This window comes from Bradyrhizobium sp. AC87j1, from assembly GCF_002936975.1.
GTDB lineage: Bacteria > Pseudomonadota > Alphaproteobacteria > Rhizobiales > Xanthobacteraceae > Bradyrhizobium > Bradyrhizobium shewense.
Genome location: NZ_PTFE01000012.1, coordinates 48,087 through 66,062, shown reverse-complemented (window position 1 = coordinate 66,062; position 17,976 = coordinate 48,087). Strand labels below are relative to the sequence as shown.

Annotated in this window: 16 protein-coding genes; 3 read left to right on the top strand and 13 right to left on the bottom strand. The window is 63.7% G+C overall.

Annotated elements, in window-relative coordinates:
- Positions 1–10: 10 nt before the first annotated feature.
- From CV770_RS09550 to CV770_RS09540, 3 genes are all read left to right on the top strand, one after another.
- Entirely contained in the window at positions 11–835 is an 825-nt protein-coding gene (locus tag CV770_RS09550) for a carbohydrate ABC transporter permease (RefSeq protein WP_091953789.1), read from the top strand.
- Between the two features lie 28 nt (positions 836–863).
- Positions 864–2,168, top strand: a complete 1,305-nt coding sequence (locus CV770_RS09545; protein WP_104462130.1) for an ABC transporter substrate-binding protein — start codon at positions 864–866, stop codon at positions 2,166–2,168.
- Between the two features lie 70 nt (positions 2,169–2,238).
- Positions 2,239–3,861, top strand: a complete 1,623-nt coding sequence (locus CV770_RS09540; RefSeq protein ID WP_104462129.1) for an inositol monophosphatase family protein — start codon at positions 2,239–2,241, stop codon at positions 3,859–3,861.
- A gap of 7 nt (positions 3,862–3,868) precedes the next feature.
- Here the strand turns inward: CV770_RS09540 and CV770_RS09535 are convergent, their stop codons facing one another.
- The 13 genes from CV770_RS09535 to CV770_RS09475 all read right to left on the bottom strand — a co-directional run bounded on the left by CV770_RS09535 (position 3,869) and on the right by CV770_RS09475 (position 17,865).
- Complete coding sequence (locus tag CV770_RS09535; protein WP_104462128.1) at positions 3,869–4,246, bottom strand: NUDIX hydrolase; 378 nt, start codon at positions 4,244–4,246, stop codon at positions 3,869–3,871.
- Between the two features lie 41 nt (positions 4,247–4,287).
- Positions 4,288–5,307 carry a zinc-dependent alcohol dehydrogenase gene (locus tag CV770_RS09530; RefSeq protein ID WP_104462127.1) on the bottom strand — a complete coding sequence of 340 codons (1,020 nt, stop codon included), beginning with the start codon at positions 5,305–5,307 and terminating at the stop codon, positions 4,288–4,290.
- A gap of 143 nt (positions 5,308–5,450) precedes the next feature.
- Positions 5,451–6,398, bottom strand: a complete 948-nt coding sequence (locus CV770_RS09525; RefSeq protein WP_201759780.1) for a sugar-binding transcriptional regulator — start codon at positions 6,396–6,398, stop codon at positions 5,451–5,453.
- 96 nt (positions 6,399–6,494) lie between these two features.
- The gene (locus CV770_RS09520; RefSeq protein ID WP_104462126.1) at positions 6,495–8,024 is read right to left on the bottom strand and encodes an alkaline phosphatase D family protein; all 1,530 of its coding nucleotides are present in this window, start codon (positions 8,022–8,024) and stop codon (positions 6,495–6,497) included.
- A complete protein-coding gene (locus CV770_RS09515) occupies positions 8,021–8,782 on the bottom strand; it encodes a glycerophosphodiester phosphodiesterase family protein (protein ID WP_104462125.1) in 762 nt (253 codons plus the stop codon). Before CV770_RS09515 ends, CV770_RS09520 begins: the two co-directional genes overlap by 4 nt.
- Positions 8,783–8,791: 9 nt before the next feature.
- Entirely contained in the window at positions 8,792–9,712 is a 921-nt protein-coding gene (locus CV770_RS09510; protein ID WP_091952270.1) for an ABC transporter permease subunit, read from the bottom strand.
- 4 nt (positions 9,713–9,716) lie between these two features.
- Positions 9,717–10,709, bottom strand: coding sequence for an ABC transporter permease subunit (locus tag CV770_RS09505; RefSeq protein ID WP_104462160.1), 993 nt, complete (start codon positions 10,707–10,709; stop codon positions 9,717–9,719).
- A gap of 41 nt (positions 10,710–10,750) precedes the next feature.
- Positions 10,751–12,082, bottom strand: coding sequence for an extracellular solute-binding protein (locus CV770_RS09500; RefSeq protein WP_104462159.1), 1,332 nt, complete (start codon positions 12,080–12,082; stop codon positions 10,751–10,753).
- A gap of 167 nt (positions 12,083–12,249) precedes the next feature.
- Entirely contained in the window at positions 12,250–13,875 is a 1,626-nt protein-coding gene (locus CV770_RS09495) for an FGGY-family carbohydrate kinase (RefSeq protein WP_104462158.1), read from the bottom strand.
- 22 nt (positions 13,876–13,897) lie between these two features.
- Entirely contained in the window at positions 13,898–14,626 is a 729-nt protein-coding gene (locus CV770_RS09490; RefSeq protein ID WP_091952277.1) for an SDR family oxidoreductase, read from the bottom strand.
- Positions 14,627–14,653: 27 nt separating this feature from the next.
- Positions 14,654–15,910 (bottom strand): sugar ABC transporter permease, encoded by a 1,257-nt coding sequence (locus CV770_RS09485; protein WP_091952280.1) that lies wholly within the window; start codon positions 15,908–15,910, stop codon positions 14,654–14,656.
- A complete protein-coding gene (locus tag CV770_RS09480; RefSeq protein WP_104462124.1) occupies positions 15,907–16,731 on the bottom strand; it encodes an ATP-binding cassette domain-containing protein in 825 nt (274 codons plus the stop codon). The genes CV770_RS09485 and CV770_RS09480 overlap by 4 nt, the downstream gene beginning before the upstream one ends.
- A gap of 60 nt (positions 16,732–16,791) precedes the next feature.
- Positions 16,792–17,865 (bottom strand): ABC transporter substrate-binding protein, encoded by a 1,074-nt coding sequence (locus CV770_RS09475; protein ID WP_104462123.1) that lies wholly within the window; start codon positions 17,863–17,865, stop codon positions 16,792–16,794.
- Positions 17,866–17,976: the final 111 nt, after the last annotated feature.

Here is a 17,976-nt window from a genome sequence, read left to right as displayed (position 1 = left end):
GGCGATCCGGATGCGGCGCCTCGTGTCGCTTGCGCTCGTCCACGCGGTGCTGATCGGCGGCGCAGTCTTCATGCTGCTGCCGTTCGTTTTCATGCTGACAAGCGCGATCAAGCCGCCGGGCGAGATCTTCGAGGCGACGTTCCGGCTCTGGCCGCGCCAGTTCTACGGATGGCAGAACTTCGAATCTGCCCTGAGCACCGCGCCGCTCCTGCGTTTTCTGCTCAACGGTCTCATCGTCTGCGGCGGAATCCTCGTCGTCCAGCTGCTGGTCGCGATTCCCTGCGCCTATGCGCTCGCCAAGTTGAAGTTTCCGGGACGGCCGATCCTGTTTTCGCTGGTCCTGCTCGGACTCTGCATTCCGGTCCAGGCGCCCTCGCTCCCGCTCTACATCGCGTTCGCCGAGCTCGGCATCCTCAACACCTACCTCTCGATGATGATGCCCTTCTTCCTGTCGGTGTTCGCGATTTTCCTGTTCCGCCAGTTCTTCAAGTCCTATCCGGACGAGATCATCCAGGCCGCGCGGCTCGATGGCGTCGGTGAGTTCGAAATCGTGTGGCGCATCGTCGTGCCGAGCGCCTGGCCGGCGATCGCGGCGTTTTCGATCTTCTCCGTCGTGGCGCACTGGAACGACCTGTACTGGCCGCTCATCGTCGTCTCCGACACCAAGCTCGCAACGCCGCCGCTCGGCATGATGTATTTCGCCGATTCCGAGTTGGGATCGAATTACGGTGCACTCGCCGCCGGCGCCACCATCATCACGGCGCCGCTGGTCATCGCATTCCTGATCGCGCGGCGGCATTTCATTGCCGGCATCACGATGACCGGAATCAAATGACTTCAACAACCGCCAGGGAGACACCGTCATGCTGCATCGCCGAGACCTCCTGAAGAGCGCCGCGGCCGTCGGGACGACCGCGCTTTCAAGCCCGTTCCTGACGCGATCGGCCCACGCGCAGGACGTTACGCTAGATGTACTTTATGCCTTTCCTGCCTTCGCGAAATTCCATGAGCCGATCGCCCAGGAGTTCATGAAGCGGCAGTCGGGCATCAAGATCCAGTTCCGGGCGCCGGCGGCGAGTTATGACGAAGGTCATCAGACTATGCTGCGGCAGGCCGTCACGAACCAGCTGCCCGACGTCTACTATTCGGGTTATCACCTCCTCGCCGAGCTCGTGCGCACGCTGGTGAAACGCAACCAGATCACCGAGGTAGCCTCGCTGCTGCAGAAGGAGGACGCCGCCTGGCGCAAGGCCAACTATTCCGACGGAATCCTGGCCCTCGGGGCGGTCGACGGCAAGATCTACGGCCTCGCATTCAATGCGTCGCTGCCGGTCATCTATTTCAACACGCAGCTCGTGAAGGAGGCGGGCGGCGATCCGGACAAGATGCCCGACAATTGGACGGACATGATCGCGCTCGCCGTCAACATCAAGAGCAAGGGATCCGATGTCGCCGGCATAGCCTATAACATCCATGACTGGCCCGACGACTGGCTGTTCCGCTCCCTGATCTTGCAAGGTGGCGGCCAGATGCTCGATGCATCGGAAACCGCTGCCGGCTTCGGCAACGATGCCGGGCTGAAGGCTCTGGCCCATTGCCGGCGGTTCGTGGCGGATGCCAAGATGCCGCTGATCGATTGGGACTCCTCGCGCCAGCAGTTCATCGCCGGGAAAATCGGCATTTTCGCCGACACGCCGGCCCGGTTGCGTCAGGTCACGGATCTGATCGGCGACAAGTTCACCTTGCGCACCTGCACCTTCCCGATCGACGACAAGCAGAAGGGTGGACTGCCCACCGGCGGCAACGCGGCAATCATCACGGCGAAAGATCCGGCAAAGCAGCGGGCCGCCTGGGAGTTCCTGAAATTCGTGAGCGGACCGGAAGCGCAGAAGATCGTGGTTGAGACCACGGGCTACATGCCGACCAATTTGCGCGCCTCGGGGCCCGAATTCCTGACTCCATTTTACGACAAGAACCCGAACTTCCGCACCGTGTCGCAGCAGATCGAGCGCGCGAAGCCATGGCAGGGCTATCCAGGCGGACAGTCCGTGAAGATCTGGCGCACGCAGCGCGAGATCATCCATGCCGTCATGCGCGGCGAGACGACCGCCGAGGCCGGGCTCGATCGCATGGTCAAGGAAAGCAACGCCTTGATGAAGAGTTCGTAAGCAACGGACAGCCGGCCACAGCAGGTGGCCAAGCGCTGGTAAAGGCCCCTCTCCCCGGAACAGGACTGCCGTGTTCATCATCATTGCCCAGCTGAGCGATTTCCATGTGCGTCCGCATGGCAAGAAAGCTTACGGCGACATCGATACCAACGCGATGTTTCACGACGCGATCGACGCCGTGCTGAACCTCGATCCGCAACCCGACTGCGTCGTGGTCAGCGGCGATCTGACGGATTGCGGGCTCGAGGAGGAATACGAGATTGTCGCCGCCGGCCTGGCAAGGCTGCCGATGCCGGTATTCGTCATTCCCGGCAACCACGACCGGCGCGAGCAATTCATACGGTCGCTGCGACCACGCCACCGCTATCTTCCGTCCGACGGCTTCATCAACTTTGTCGTGGACGATTTCCCGGTCCGGCTGATTTTCCTCGACAGCGTCGAGGTCGGACAGACCCACGGGACTTTCTGCGCGGCACGGCAGCAGTGGCTACGCGAAGTGCTCGCGGCTGGAGGCGGCAAGCCGACGGTCATTATCATTCATCATCCGCCGTTCCTCGTCGGAGCCGACGGAATGGACGAGCTGGGTATCAGCGAGGCTACAGCGCTCAACGCAATCATCAAGGACCATCCGGACATCGAACGCGTGCTGTGCGGTCACTATCACCGCTCGATCACGGTGCGCTACGCGGGGACCGTGGGCTATGTGGCGCCGAGCACGGCGCACCAGGTCGCGCTCGACCTGGGGCCCGGTCATGGTAACCGCTTCATCAAGGAGCCGCCGGGATTTGCCTTGCACTGTTGGCGGCCGGACATGGGCATCAGCAGCCATCTCGTTCCGATCGGAGACTATGGTCGCCCGTTCGACATCGCGCCCGATCGGGACGATCCGGGAATCGAGGACCGCAAGAGCCTTCCGACGCTGCTAGGGCGCGCAGAGGCCGTCGTTGCTGAGGCTGCGGCCAGGCTGGTCGCGATGCAATCCACGCCGCTACGCACAGAGCGCAAGGACGGGCTAGATATCGTCACCGAGGCGGATCTTACCTCCGAGGCGATCGTCGTCGCGGGCTTGAAGGCGCTGACGCCGGATGCCGGCATCCTGGCCGAGGAGAGCGGCGCGAGCCAAGGGGACCATGCTGCGCGCTGGATCATCGATCCGCTCGACGGGACGATCAACTACGCGCGGGGGCTGCCGTGGTTTTCCGTGACGGTCGCCTACGAGGTCGGCGGCGAGACGAAACTTGGCCTGATCAACGCTCCCAGGATCGGACTGACGGCGCGCTATCTTTCGGGAGAAGGCGCGACGATCGACGGCGCGCCGGCACGCGTCTCCACGACGCGTTCGCTGTCGGATGCGGTCGTCTCGGTGATTCTGACCTCGCATTTCTCGCCCGACGAAGTCCAGCGGACGACGCGTGTGATCGAACTGCTTGGCAAAGTGGCGCGCGGCGTGCGTATCGTGGTCTCGGGCGCGGTTGAGACGGCGATGGTCGCGTCGGGTCGCCTGGACGGATTTGTCTCACTGAAAGCCGACATCGTCTCGCACGCGGCCGCGATGCCGATGGTGTGGGCGGGCGGCGGGCAGGTCACGACACTGACGGGGCGTCCGTGCCGCAACGACGATCTCGACAAGATCGCTTCCAACGGATTGATCCACGAGGAATTGCTGGCTCTGGTGCGACACGCGCTGCAATGACGGAGCTTTATCTCGGAAACAGCTTGTCGCGAATGTAGCGCGAGGTCGGGGTCAGTCTGGCGCCGCGCGGCTTGCGCCAAACCGCTCGATCGATCTCCTTCTTGTCGCCGACCTTCAGCCGCCCCGACACCTTCTTGGCCAGGAAGATCGCATCGCTCATCCGCCGGCCGGTTCGGCCCTTCCTCGCTTTCACTTCCTTCCATAGTTTCAATGGCCCGAGCTTCAGCTTGGGAAGCTCCTCCCTGATCTCGCGACGAAGGCAGCTCCTGTCGCTCTCGCCTGCCCGCTTTCGGCCGCCGGGAAACATCCAGAGCCCGTCACGCCTGCGTCGCACCATGAGAACGCGCCCTTTTCTTGCGACGACCAGCTTCGACGATTTCGCCATTGGCACCAGTCCTGCCGAGCACTTGCGAGATAGCGCTCAATCTACGGGCAGATGATCGCCTTGATGATGCCGTCGCGCCGCGCGACCTGCTGCTCGAACGCGGCAGGCGTCTGGTCGAGCGAGAAACGATGCGTGGCCAGCGGCGCCAGCTTGACCTGCCCGCCTTGCGCAAGCGCGATGGCGCGCGGATAAACTTCCGGCATGCGCCGTGAAAACTTGATCGACAGGCCCTTTCGACGCGACTCCGCGCCGCTGAGGATGTACTGATTATTCTCCGGGATGCCGACGAGGACGACCCGGCCACCGATGCGGGCGCAGCGCGCCGCGTGCTCGAAGCCGTGCGATGAGTCGGTTGCCTCGATCACCAGATCGACGCCGCGGCCTTCGGTGGCGTCCCCGACCTCGGCGTAGCTGCGGCACGCCACGTCCGCCCCGAGGTCGCAGGCCAGTGCAGTACGCTGCTCGACAGGGTCGATCGCGATGATCTTTCCGCTACCTGCAAGCCGCGCCAGTTGCACGAGCAGTAATCCCACCGGCCCGCAGCCGAGCACCGCCACGCTTTCCAGAAGCCGCGGGCGCGCCAGATCCATCGCATGGATCGCGACGCCAAGCGTCTCCAGGATCGCCGCGCCGGCCGGGTCGATGCTGTCAGGCACCAGATGCACGGCGGATCGGGGCACGCAGACGAATTCGGCCATGGCGCCGTTGTGTGGCGCGTAGCCCAGGAATTTCACATTGGGGCAGAGATTGGTGTGGCCGCGGTGACACCATTCGCAGCGGCCGCAGGGAATGGAAGGATCGACCGCCACCAACGCGTCGGCCGAGAACCCCGCTTTTCGCGCCGAGTCAGGCGTGAGGACACCCGAGAACTCATGGCCCAGGACGAACGGCCTGACCTGGGTCGGGCCAGTTGTTCCGCCCTCGAGATAGGAATGCAAATCGCTGCCGCAAACGCCGACAGCCTTGACGCGGATGATGAGCTCGTCCTCCGCGAGCGGCTTCGGCTCGGGGATATCGAGGACGCGGATGTCACGAATGTCCTGGAGCACCGCAGCGCGCATGTCGACGCCATCCTTCTGAGCAATTGTCTCTCCTATATTACATATGTAACCTTGAGGTGACAAATGCTTTTGCACGTTTTCGGCACGCGCGTGGGCTATCGCGCCTTCGGTGCCAAAGGCCCCTCTCCGTTGCGAGAATGCGGCTATTTTTGCTTGTCGATCAGTTTCAGCGCGGCGACGGCGGTGTTCTCGTCCGTCACCAGCACCTTGCCGATCCGGCCGCGCAGCACCGCGGCGATGATAGGAGCCTTGTTGAGCCCTCCGGCGATCAGCATCGACGTCGGCACGCGCGCCAGTTTCTCGAGCGGCAGCGCAATGGCGCGGCTGTTGATGCCGTGATCTATGGGCCGGCCGGTCTTGTCGAGAAACTGCGCCAGGACGTCGCCGACGGCGCCTGCCGCCCGCAGGTGCTCGGCACGAACGTCCGGCGGCAGCCCATGCCGCATCAGCAGCGAGCGCGGTGTCAGATCTCCCATGCTCAACAGCGCTAGATCGATCTTCTCAACGCTGTTCAGCACCTCTTGATAGACCTCTTGCGCCAGGAAGGTGTCGCGCGAGCGCCGGCTGCTGACAAAGATCGGGGCGGCCAGATAGCTGCACTGGGCGTGCAGCCGGTGCGCGAGCTCACCCGCAATCTCGAAGGTGTTGAGCTCGAGTCCACGCGACAGTCCCCCCATCATGGAGACGATGGAGAGTTCGGGATAGTCCGCCGGCGTGACGTAACGGATGGTCTCACGCAAGGTCGCGCCCCAGCCGATACCGATGATGCGCGGCCGCTTCTGTTCGAGGAATTTCGATAAATACGCGCCCGCCGCCATCCCGATCAGGCTGCCGACCTGCTCGGCATTCTCCGGGCTCGGGATGACAACCGCGTCCTCGAGACCGCATTCCCGGCGCAAGCGGTGCTCCAGCTCCGTGCAACTCGCAAAGGCGGAGTTGAGGCGGATGTTGACGATACCGGTCTGCCGGGCATCCGACAGCATGCGATTGACGCGGGCGCGGGTCAGCCCTAGCCGCTCGCCGATCTCGGCCTGGGTCAGGTTCTCCATGTAATAGAGCCAGGCGACCCGCAGGATGGTTTGGTCAGTCACGGCGCAGCCCCCACAGCGGCCTCAAGGCACAGTCAGACGTCCGAGCATTTGAGGCGATCTTTCGTTGGTCGTCAAATCTGTGCCGTGCGGATCTCGTCATGCGACCCTCGCGCCCGGCGCGCCATCCTCGACCACAAAGCTCGTCAGCCGGCGCACCGCGCTCGCGGCATCCTTGACGTCGTCGAGCGCCTCGAATCCCACAGTGCAATGCCGGGCGTCGAGCTCCACGGTCGCATAGCCGCGCTTGTCGCCACGCGCATAGACCAGATGCGGATTCTCCGCCAGCGCCTTGCGCACGCTGGCTTCGCTCGGACCGTCTGAGGTGATCGACGTGCCGACGAACTCGGTCGCAATGGTCGGTCCATCCGGCCGGGCGAAATCATGCTTCAGATCGGCGGTAAAGAAGGCGTGACGGTCGCCGCCGATCACGATCGGATTGCGTCGGCGTTGCGCCACGAGAGAATCAAGGAGACGGCGGCGGGCATTGGGGTAGCCGTCCCAGCCGTCCATCCAGAAATGCGCGCCGTCGTCCCCGTTTCGCTTGTCCTGCGCCATCAATGTCTGCTGCGCGACGATTGTCCAACGGCCGCGACAGTCGCGCAGTCGTGCATCGAGCCATTGTTCCTGTTGTTCGCCGAGCATCGTCCGCGCTTCATCCGTCCGGCTCACACAGTCAGCCACCCAGGTCGGACGCCCGCTTCCGACGCAGGCCGATGCCGAGCGATATTGCCGGTCGTCGAGCAGCAGCACGTCGAGCATCTCGCCGAAGCGATAGTGTTCATAGATCGTGGCGTCGGCGCTGCGCGGGCGCGCCGAGGGTGGCAGCGGCATGTGCTCGTAATAGGCCTGATAGGCTGCCGCGCGGATCTTCAGGAACCGACCGGGATCGTGCACGGTGTAGGAGCGATCATTGGCATAGTCGTCCATCACCTCGTGGTCGTCCCAGACTGAAAGCCAGGGAAAGGCAGCGTGCGCCGCTCGCAGGTCGGGATCGCTCTTGTAGAGTGCGTAGCGGTTGCGGAATTCTTCGAGCGTGGTCGGAATTCCGACGCCATGCTGGCGGACGTGGCGCGATCCCCAGGATTTCTCGTAGATGTAGTCGCCGAGATGCACGACCAGGTCGAGGTCGCGTGCGGCCATGTCGCGGTAGGCGGTAAAATAGCCCTGCTCGTATTGCTGGCAGGATGCGAAAGCAAAGCGGAAATGCCGCGCCGCCCTGGCGGGCGCGGTTCGGGTGCGTCCGACCGGGCTGAGCGCCGGGCCGGCGCGGAAGCGGTACCAGTAGACGCGATCCGGCCGCAGCCCCGCCGCCTCGGCATGCACAGAATGCGCAAGGTCCGCGGTCGTCCGCACGAGGCCGTGGGAGGCGACGCGCGAGAAGGCCTCGTCCTCCGCAACCTGCCATTCGACGTCCACTGCCGCGTCCCGCATGCCCCCGCCCTCGAGCGGCTGCGGCGCAAGGCGGGTCCACAGGATGACGCGATCCTCGCGCGGGCATCCGGACGCAACGCCGAGCGTGAAAGGATCTGCGCTGAGCGAAACCGGCGCTCCCCGCACGAACCCGGCGGGCGCAGCCAAGGCGGCGCTCGCCAGCGATCCCGTGAGAAAGCGGCGGCGGGGAATCATGGGCGCTCCGGCATCGTTTCGAGCTGGCGGCGAATGCTCACGGCGAGATCCGGCCGATCGGTCGTGATCTGCCGCACCGGTCGGGCAAGCCAGTAAGCGATATCGTCCGGCTCGTTGGTCACCCATGCACCGAGACGCTCGGATCCGAGCATCTTGAGGGCGAGCGGCAACGCGAGCCCCAGGAGCGATTTCTCGACCGCGACGATGCAGCCGGGAATGGCAGCCAATTGGGTCAACGCGGGCTCAATTCCGCCCATCATCTCCGCCGAACGACGGTCGAGCGAAATGAGCACCCGCGCCTCGGGCGATAGCCCGAGCACGGTCTCGATCACGCCGGGCACGAAGCAGGTGATGATTGCACGCCGTTCCAGGCCCCGGCGCTTGATCTGGTCGATCAGCCGCGCCTCGAGGCCCGAATAGGAATTGCCAAGCGCATCCGTCTTGATCTCGATGTGGAGCTCGAGCGTGGTTTCGCTGAACACGTCGAGCACCTCGTCCAAGGTCGGAATGCACTCATCGCCCGCATCACGAAGACGCATTGCCGTCAAGCGTCGCAAGCTGCGCTCGCCCACCGGTCCGCTCTCGAATGTGGTGCGGTCGAGCAGCGGATCATGGATCACGACGACACCGCCATCCGTGCTCTGATGGACGTCGAACTCGACTGCGTCGACCCCTTCCCTGCACACATTGCGGAAGCCCGTCAGGCTGTTCTCCGGCCAAAGATTGCGTCCGCCGCGATGCCCGGCGATGAAAACCATGATCAGTCCCTATTTGCTGCTGTCGACAAGACCCTTGATGAACCAGCGCTGCAACAATAGGACGACCAACACCGGCGGCAACATCGTGAGGAGCGCACCACTCATGGCGATGTTCCAGGCCGGCTCGCTGTCGGAGCGCGGGATCAGGCCCTTCAACGCAATGACCGCCGTTGCCATGTCCTTGTCAGTCGTGAACAGCAAAGGCCAGAGATATTGATTCCAGCCGAACAGGAACAGGATGATGGCAAGTGCCACCATGTTCGGAACGGACAGCGGCAGCAGGATGCTCCAGAAGAAGTGCAGCGGCGAGGCGCCGTCCAGCCTCGCCGCCTCGCACAGCTCCTCCGGGATCGTCAGGAAGAATTGGCGAAAAAGGAACGTGGCAGTGGCTGAGGCAATCAGCGGAAGGATCAGCCCCGGATAGGTGTTGACCATGTTCCATTCGAGCGCGATCGCGACCTCGTGCCCGCTGATCCAGCGCCAGAGATCGGCGATATGCAGCGTATCCAACAGCCATTGCAGGGGCAGCGCCGCATTTGCCACGGCTTCGAAGGTCGGCACGATCCGGACCTCGATCGGCAGCATCAGCGACGTGAAGATCAGCCAGAATGCGAGCATTCGATAGCGGAATCGGAAGTAGGTGATGGCGAAGGCCGAGAGCAGCGATACCGCGATCTTGCCGGCCGTGATGCCGAGCGCCACGATAATCGAATTAGCGAAGGTGCGGCTGAAATTGCCCTTGCTCCAGGCCAGCTGCAGATTGTCGAAGAACTGGCCTCCCGGCAGCCATGGCAACGGAACTTTCTGCACCTCGGCCACCGTGAGCGAGCCGGCCACGAATGCGAAATACAGCGGTACGCAGACCATCAGCGCGCCGGCGATCAGGATCGCGTGGCAGAGCATGTTGAGGATCGGTGAGCGTTCCACCATGCGGCTAGACCCCGTAATTGACCTTGCGGTCGAAGTAGCGGAATTGCAGCAGCGTGCAGGTCAGCGCAAAGCTCATCAACAGAACCGACTGTGCAGCCGAAGAGCCAAGATCGAGATTGACGAAGCCGTCGACGAAGACCTTGTAGACCAGAATGTTGGTTGCACCGGCCGGGCCGCCCTTGGTCACGGCATCGATGATGGCGAAGGTTTCGAAGAAGCCATAGATGAAATTCATCACCGTGAGGAAGAAGATGGTGGGCCCGAGCATCGGCAACGCGATCGAGACGAAGCGGCGGATCGGTCCCGCGCCGTCCACGGCGGCAGCCTCCATCAGGGACACCGGCACCGCGAGCAACCCCACGACCAGAAAGATATAGTCGTAGCAGATGTGCTTCCATGACGCGGCCAGCGTCACCAGGATCAGCGCATCGGCCGGATTGAGGTTGGGGTCCCATGCAATACCGAGCCCGTGCAGCACCTGTGCGAGCGGGCCGACCGCCGGATTGAACAGGAAGGCCCACAGGATACCGGCGATCGCGGGCGCAATGGCATAGGGCAGCAGGATGATGGTGCGATAGGCGGAGCGGCCACGCACGATCCTGTCGGTGGCAAAGGCCAGCACGAGCGCGCTGCCCAACGTGAGCACATTCTGCGCCACCGTGAACCAGAACGTCACCGTGATCGACTGGCGGTAGTCGCTGCTCGCAAGCAGCGTCTTGAAATTGTCGAACCACACGAACTGAACGTTGGTGCCGAATGGATCGCTGAGCAGAACGGACTGCATCAGCGCCCGCAGCGACGGAATGAAGAAGAAGAACAGCAGGATCAGCAATTGCGGCAGCAAGAGCAGTGTCGGTAGGCCGGGACCGTCGCCGAAATTGGCGCGCTTCAGTCCGGCCTCCTCACGCGGTCGCGTTCTGCCCGACCGACGCGAGCCGCCGGCGACTGCCGCCGGCACGGCCTTGGACCCACCGCCCCCGTGCCTTCCCTGAAGCATGGGTGCGCGTGCCTCGCGCCACGGGATGGACAGGCGCAACGTCATGGACGCTCGGTTTCCGGAGTCTTCCCGGCATTCAGCTTTTCGAACTGCCGCAGGATCTCGTTACCCCGCTTGACTGCGTCATCCATGGCCTGCTGCGGCTGCTTCTGACCGGCAAACACCGCCTCGACCTCCTGGCGCTGGGCCAGCATCGTCTGCACGAAGTTGCCAAAGCGGAAGCCACGCGAATTCTCGTTCGGCGTGCCGCGCGAGAGCTGCAGCACCGCGATCTCCCTGGTCGGATGATCCTTGTAATAGCCCCGCTCCCGCGCGAGCGCATAGGCGCGATTAGTGGCGGGAACATAGCCGGTTGCGCCATGCCACCAGACCTGGGTTTCCGGCTGCGCGACGAAATCCAGGAAGGCCGCGACGGCCTCGTATCGCTCCGGCGTGTGGCCCTTCATGACCCAGATGGCCCCGCCCCCGATGGTACTGTTGAGCGGCGGATTGATGTCGCTCTCGTGCGGGAGGAAGGTGGCGCTCCAATTGATGGTCGCATTGCGCTCGATGTTGCCGTGCGAGGCGGTCGAATTGACGAAGGTGGAGCACCGCCCCGACGTGAACAATTGCTCCGGACTGAAGCCCTGACCCGCGATCTGCATCACGCCGTCGTCGAGCCATTTCTTGAGCCGCGCGACTTGCGACACCACCTTCGTCTTGTTGTAGACGAACTCGGTGCCGAGCCCGTCGAAGCCGTTCGCTAGCGTACCGTAGGGCTGGTTGTTGATGGCGCTGTAGTTCTCGAGCAGGCTCCAGTAGAAATCGCCGGGCAGCACCGTGCCGCACTCGCTGATTCCCTTGGACTTGATGGTGTAGAGCTGCTTCTCCAGCTCCTGCCAGGTGTCGGCCGGCTTGTCGAAGCCGGCCTTCTGGAAGTGATCCTTGTTGTACCAGAAGATCGGCGTCGACGAGTTGAAGGGCATCGCCGACATCCGGCCCTTGTAGCTCCAGAAGCTTGCGACGGGTTTGATGAAGTCCGAGAAGTCGATCTTGTAACCCTTCTGCTCCACCAAATCCTGCACGGGGACAATGGCCCCTGAAAGCAGCATCGTCATGTAACCGCGCTCGGCGATCTGCACCATCTCCGGCGGCCGCTTGGCACGATAGGCGGCGATCACCCCGTTGGTCACCTCGTCATAGTTCCCCTTGGCGACAGCGACGACCGTGTACTTGTCCTGCGACTTGTTGAACTTCTCGACCAGCTCATTGAGCCGGTCGCCGAGGACGCCACTCATGGCGTGCCACCACTGGACCTCGACCCGTGCCTGCGCCGGACCAACCAATGCCAACGCGCCGAACAAGGCCGCAATGAATGCGACTTTCCTACCCATGGGCAGCCCTCCCTCGCCGGGCAAAAAGACCGGGATATACATTTGTATTTTTATCATGACATATGTGTCGAGATGATGAAAGAGGGTCGAATGTCCTCTCCTACGCAGGCAGCGCCGACGTTGGATGCAAGCCGTGCCTGGGTACGCTCGGTCCGCCGGTAAAGGGGCTACGAAGCGCCTCGAATTGCCCGGCCGACCTTCTGCAGCGCTTCGAAGGCTCCAAAGCGCCGATCGGCCCAATTCGCCAGAGCGGCCTGGGGTTGATGGATGTCTCCCAGAACAGACATCGCCTGCATCGCCTCGCCGAGATTGGCATGGTCGCCCGATGCAACTGATCCAAGCATCGCGGAGCCGAGCAGGACGGCCTCCGGGGATGCCGACGCAGCCACCGTCAAACCCGTCGTATCGGCGAGGACTTGCCGCACAAGGCGGCTCTTTGCGGCGCCACCGCTGACCACGATCGTATCGACCGCGATGCCCTTGTCCTGCTGGGCGCGAACGATCTGCCTGGCCCCGCAACCGAGGCCGCACAGCCCGGCAAGATAAAGCGCCAGCAGGCTCTCCAGATCCGAGCGCATATCGAGCCCGGCAATCAGCCCACGCGCGGCAGGGTCCGCGAACGGCGCGCGATTGCCGAGGAATTCGGGAACGACGTGAACCTCGCCCACCAATTGCGGAATCATTCCGTCACCGCCGCGGGATTCGGTTTCCGAGGCAAGCCAATCGGCAAGCGTCTGCTGCTTCTGGCGTGCAGCCTGCGTCGCTTGCGCGGAATGCGGATGCATCTGCAACAGGTGTTCGATGGCAGCGCCGGCGGCCGACTGCCCGCCTTCATTGAGCCAAAGCCCGGGCACCATGGCGGAGAAATAGGGTCCCCACACGCCGGGGACGAAGGACGGATCCGGCGTGGTCGTCATGGTACAGGCGGACGTTCCGAACACATAGGCCATGCGCGTCAGCACCGTGCCCGCCGTGCCGCGCGCGCCCACCGTACCAACACCGCCGGCATGTGCATCGATGAGGCCGGCAGCGACCGGCGTACCCGTCGCGAGTCCGAGATTGGCCGCAGCCTCCCCCGTCAGGCCCGCCGCCAGCCTCGTTCCGCCGGGCACGATCTCGGTGCCGATCCTGCGGAACTGCTCGTCCGCCAGCACGCCGAGGCCGACCCTGCGGAAGAATTGATCGTCCCAGCGGTTTTCATGACCCAGATAGGTCCACTTGCAGGTCACGGTACAGATGGAGCGGGACAGGCTCCCCGTCGCGCGCCAGGTAAGAAAATCGGTCAAGTCCATGAACTGCCACGCACGGGAAAACGTGTCGGGCATGTTTTCGGCGAGCCACAAAAGTTTCGGCGTCTCCATCTCGGGTGAGATCGTTCCGCCGACATAATCGAGAACTTTTTCGCCCGTCTGGTTGATCCGGCGCGCCTGATCGGCGGCGCGGTGATCCATCCATACGATGACGTTGCGAGCAGGATCGCCGGACGGGCCGACCGGCAGCGGCGCGCCCCCTTCGCCAAGCACCACCAGCGAGCAGGTCGCATCGAAGCCGATGCCGGCGATGCTGTCCGGCGCGATGCCGGCCTGTGCCACCGCGCCACGCACGCTGCGGCATACGGCACGCCAGATGTCCTCGCTTGAGTGCTCGACGATGTCGCCGGCCTCCCGCCAAAGTGCGATGGGGGAGCTGTCACTCGCCATCAGCCTGCCGGAGCGGTCGAACACGCCGGCCCGTGCGCTGCCGGTGCCGACATCGATGCCAAGAAAATGGCGGTCATCGGATTGTTTCGTCATCTGGATCGCCAATCGGAGAATGCTACAGATCGTTGCTCTGCGGCAGAATGACGAGGTCGCGGATGGTGACGTTCCTCGGACGCGTCAACATGAAAAGCACCGCCTCTGCGACCTCCACCGGCTGCATCAAGCCACCTGCCGCCATTTCTTCCTCGATCTTTTCTTTGGGCCAGTCCTTGATAAGCGCGGTCACAACCGGACCTGGCGCAACGGCACCGACGCGCAAACCGTATTTGGCGACCTGTCGGCGCACGGTATGCACGAAAGCCTGCACGGCGTGCTTGGACGCAGTATAGATCGGCTCCCAGACGACAGGGACAAGACCGGCGATCGAACTGGTGACGATGATGTCGCCGCTCTTGCGCTCAACCATGTGCGGCAGCACCGCATGAATCGACCGGAACAGCGCATTGATGTTCAAATTGAGCATGCGATCCCAGGCGTCGGGATCGCCGGCGAGCACCTCGCCGCCGACATAGGCGCCTGCGTTCGCGTGGAAGATGTCCAGCTGTCCCGCCTTCTCCAGCAACTGAGGCATCATGGCTTGCATGCTCACGGGATCGGTGAGGTCGATGCGTAACGGAATCGCCTGATCGCCCAGCTCGACGCAGGCTTTGCTCAGCGCCTCCTCCGCCCGATCGATCAGCACCACCCGCGCACCCGCGCCGATCAAAGCTCTGGCGCACTCGAGACCGATGCCCGATGCGGCGCCGGTGATTGCGGCAACTTTTCCTGCAAGTTCCTGGGCCAAGGCTTGTCCTTTTCTTGTTCGAGTTATTCAAGCTCGGCCATGGGAGAGGCGTGAGCGTCGTGCCAGCGAATCGACGATGACCGCAATGGCAAGGACCGCGCCCGTAATCATGTACCGTAGCGACGAGGAGAGATCGAGCAGCGTCAGGCCGCTCGCGATGGACTGGATGACGATGACGCCGAGCAGTGCGGAATAGGCGCTCCCGCGACCGCCGAACAGGCTCGTGCCGCCGATGACCGCGGCGGCGATCGCGTTGAGATTTACATCCCCGGTCCCGGCCTGCTGGCTGGAAGATGCCAGCCGCGCCGCGGCAAGAATGCCGCCGGCCGCCGCCAGCGTGGAGCACAGCACGAACGCGGTCAGATAGACCCGGCGAACATTGATGCCGGCCCGGCGGGCCGCCTCGCGATTGCCGCCGACGGCAGACATCGAACGGCCCCATTTGGTCCGCGTCAACGCGTAGTTCATGACCACGCACAGGCCGACGAACAGACCGAACATCCACGGAATGCCGCGGCCGAGATTGAGATAATAGACGACGAATTCGAGCATGACGGTGACCAGCAGCGCCTTCAGCACCATGCGGCCGAGCGAACTGGCCGATAGCCCCGCCTGCCGCCGGCGCAACGCTGTGCGATAGCTGGTCACGAACATCACAAGGCTCGCAACCGCCGCCAGCACGTAGGACACGATTGGCGGCATGACGAGCATCTGCCCGAAATTGACCAGTGGCGATCCGTACGGAAGGTTGATCGAGCCCGAGGAGCCGAGCAGATACAGCTGCAGGCCGAGCCACCCCAGCAGGCCGGCCAGGGTCGAGACGAAGCTCGGCATCCCCAGGCGATTGAACAAAAATGCGTAGAGCGCGCCGATGGCAGCGCCCAGCACCAACGCCGTGACGATCGCCACGGCGACCGGCCAATCCTGACCGACCCAAAGCACGCCAACCAGCGCCGAAGCGAACCCGCTCACCGAACCGACCGAGAGGTCGATCTCGCCGACCATCAGGATACAGACGATGCCCAGCGAGATCACGCCCACCGTCGAACAATCGAACAGCAAATTGACCAGGTTGTTCGGCGCCAGGAAAACAGGGTTGAGACTCTCGAACGCCGTGCAGATGACAATGAGCCCGACGACCACCGGCAGCGAGCCGAGGTCGCCCGACCGCACGCGATCCACAAACGCGCTGAACATGTTCCCAAATGTGTCCGTGTGCTTGACGCGCTCGTCACTGCGATCGAGCGGCCGCGTCATCGAAACCCGTTGTGCGTCGTCGGTCATCGGCCAAGCTCCGGCGACTGATGGGCGCGGCGCCGGCTGGCGCGGCGCGAGACCGAGTTTTCGTCAGCACCGGTGATCGCGGTGACGAGATCCTGGTTGGAAGCGTCGGGCTCGAACTCGCCGTTGTTGCGGCCGAGGCGCAGCACCACGATTCGGTCCGCGACCGCGCGGACGTCCTCCATGTTGTGACTGATCATGATGACGCCGAGGCCGCGGGCGCGAACGCGCTCGACGAGGTCCAGCACCTCGGCGGTCTGGGCGACGCCAAGTGCGGCGGTGGGCTCGTCGAGCAGGATGAGCTTCGGCTCGGTGAGCAGCGAACGCGCGATCGCCACGGTCTGGCGCTGTCCGCCGGAGAGCGACGCAACCGGCTCGCGCACGCTCGGGATCCGCGCCGACAATTCGTTGAGCAGCGTCCAGGCGCGGAGCTCCATGGAGACCTCGTCGAGCCGCATCGGATTGAGCTCGCGGCCGAGGAAGATATTTGCGACCACATCGAGGTTTTCGCAGAGCGCCAGATCCTGGAAAACGGTGGCGATGCCGAGGCCGAGCGCGGTGGACGGATCGGACAGGACGACCGGCTCGCCGCCGAAGGCGATCGTTCCAGAGCTGGGCTGGTGCACGCCGGCAAGGATCTTCACCAGCGTGGATTTTCCAGCACCGTTGTCGCCCACGAGCGCCACGACCTCGCCGGCATGCACGTCGAGATCGACATTGGTCAGGGCGGACACGGCGCCGAAATGCTTGGAAATTCCGCGAAGACTCAAGACCGGCTTGCGCGGTCCACCCTGCGCGTGATCGACATCCGAGATCGTGGTCATGTCCCAGTCCGTCCTCTCGTCGTTCGTCCCGGCCGCCGCGAGCGGCCGGGACGAACGCAGTTACTGCGTGATGCCGAGCTTCTTACAGCCGGCGGCATAGCGGCCCGTGCAGAGTTGATCGGCCGTCTGGATCTTCTTGTCGATGATCTCCGCCTTCAGGTTCTCCTGAGTGACGACCGCCGGCACGAACAGCTTCGATGGCGCATTGAAGAGCGTGGTTTCCGCCTTGGGCGTCTCGCCGGAGAGGAACTTCACCGCCGCCTGGGCGGCCGCAGCGGCCACGATCTCGCTGGGCTTGGAGATCGTGTTGTACTGATCGCCGGCGATGACGAGCTGGAGCGCGGCAATCGTCGCATCGTTGCCCGTCACCGGCGGCACCGGATCGACGCCTGCGGCCTTGAAGGCGGCAATTGCGCCACCGCCCGTGCCATCATTGGCGGCCACGACGCCGAGGATCTTCTTGCCGAAGCGGGTGATCTGGCCGCTCGCCCACTGCTGCGCCTTCGGCGGCGCCCAGTCCGGCGTGTCGTATTCGGCAAGAATTGGATAGCCGCTCTTATCAAGACCCTCGTGGATGCCCTTCTTGATGAGCCCCGCGGCGGCATCGGTCGGCGATCCATTGATTTCGAGCACGCCCTCACCTTCCTTCGCCGTGACGTTGGCGGCCTTCAGATGCTTGATGAGCGAGTCGGAGATGGCCTTGCCGATGGCTTCGTTGTCGAAGGAGACGTAGAAATCGACCTTGGCGTCGGGGACCGGCCGGTCATAGGCAATGACCTTGATGCCCTGCGACTGTGCCATCTTGACCAGGGAGGCCGCGGCGGTCGAGTCGACGGGGTCGAGTACAATGACCTTGGCGCCCTGCGAGATCACCGAGTTGAATTGCTGTTGCTGCCGCGCCGCATCTGCGCTGGCGTTCTGGTAGATCACCTTGCAACTTGCGCAGAGCTTCTTCATCTCCGCAGCGAAGCCCGGATAGTCATGTTGTTCGTAGCGGGTGGACGCCTGATCCGGCATCAGGAAGGCAACGGTCGCATCCTTCACCTCTGCGGCCTGCGAGAACATGGCCGTTGTGCCGAGCAGCGAGAGGGCCAGCGCCAGTGTGCCCGTATGTTTCGGGGAGAACCTTTTCATTCGGACTTTCCTTTCCAGAACTAGAGTGATGTGGTTGATCCTTGAAGATGGGCCTTCGCGGCTCCCGTCCCCGGCGGCGATGAGTGCCGGTGCTCCGAAGCCGCGCGGAAT

What these genes read in the sequence shown, in the direction of transcription:
- CV770_RS09550 (WP_091953789.1), top strand. Translation starts at nt 11, where the DNA reads ATGCGGCGCCTCGTGTCGCTTGCGCTCGTCCACGCGGTGCTGATCGGC.
- CV770_RS09545 (WP_104462130.1), top strand. Translation starts at nt 864, where the DNA reads ATGCTGCATCGCCGAGACCTCCTGAAGAGCGCCGCGGCCGTCGGGACG.
- CV770_RS09535 (WP_104462128.1), bottom strand. Translation starts at nt 4,246, where the DNA reads ATGGCGAAATCGTCGAAGCTGGTCGTCGCAAGAAAAGGGCGCGTTCTC.
- CV770_RS09530 (WP_104462127.1), bottom strand. Translation starts at nt 5,307, where the DNA reads ATGCGCGCTGCGGTGCTCCAGGACATTCGTGACATCCGCGTCCTCGAT.
- CV770_RS09520 (WP_104462126.1), bottom strand. Translation starts at nt 8,024, where the DNA reads ATGATTCCCCGCCGCCGCTTTCTCACGGGATCGCTGGCGAGCGCCGCC.
- CV770_RS09515 (WP_104462125.1), bottom strand. Translation starts at nt 8,782, where the DNA reads ATGGTTTTCATCGCCGGGCATCGCGGCGGACGCAATCTTTGGCCGGAG.
- CV770_RS09510 (WP_091952270.1), bottom strand. Translation starts at nt 9,712, where the DNA reads ATGGTGGAACGCTCACCGATCCTCAACATGCTCTGCCACGCGATCCTG.
- CV770_RS09505 (WP_104462160.1), bottom strand. Translation starts at nt 10,709, where the DNA reads ATGCTTCAGGGAAGGCACGGGGGCGGTGGGTCCAAGGCCGTGCCGGCG.
- CV770_RS09500 (WP_104462159.1), bottom strand. Translation starts at nt 12,082, where the DNA reads ATGGGTAGGAAAGTCGCATTCATTGCGGCCTTGTTCGGCGCGTTGGCA.
- CV770_RS09495 (WP_104462158.1), bottom strand. Translation starts at nt 13,875, where the DNA reads ATGACGAAACAATCCGATGACCGCCATTTTCTTGGCATCGATGTCGGC.
- CV770_RS09485 (WP_091952280.1), bottom strand. Translation starts at nt 15,910, where the DNA reads ATGACCGACGACGCACAACGGGTTTCGATGACGCGGCCGCTCGATCGC.
- CV770_RS09480 (WP_104462124.1), bottom strand. Translation starts at nt 16,731, where the DNA reads ATGACCACGATCTCGGATGTCGATCACGCGCAGGGTGGACCGCGCAAG.
- CV770_RS09475 (WP_104462123.1), bottom strand. Translation starts at nt 17,865, where the DNA reads ATGAAAAGGTTCTCCCCGAAACATACGGGCACACTGGCGCTGGCCCTC.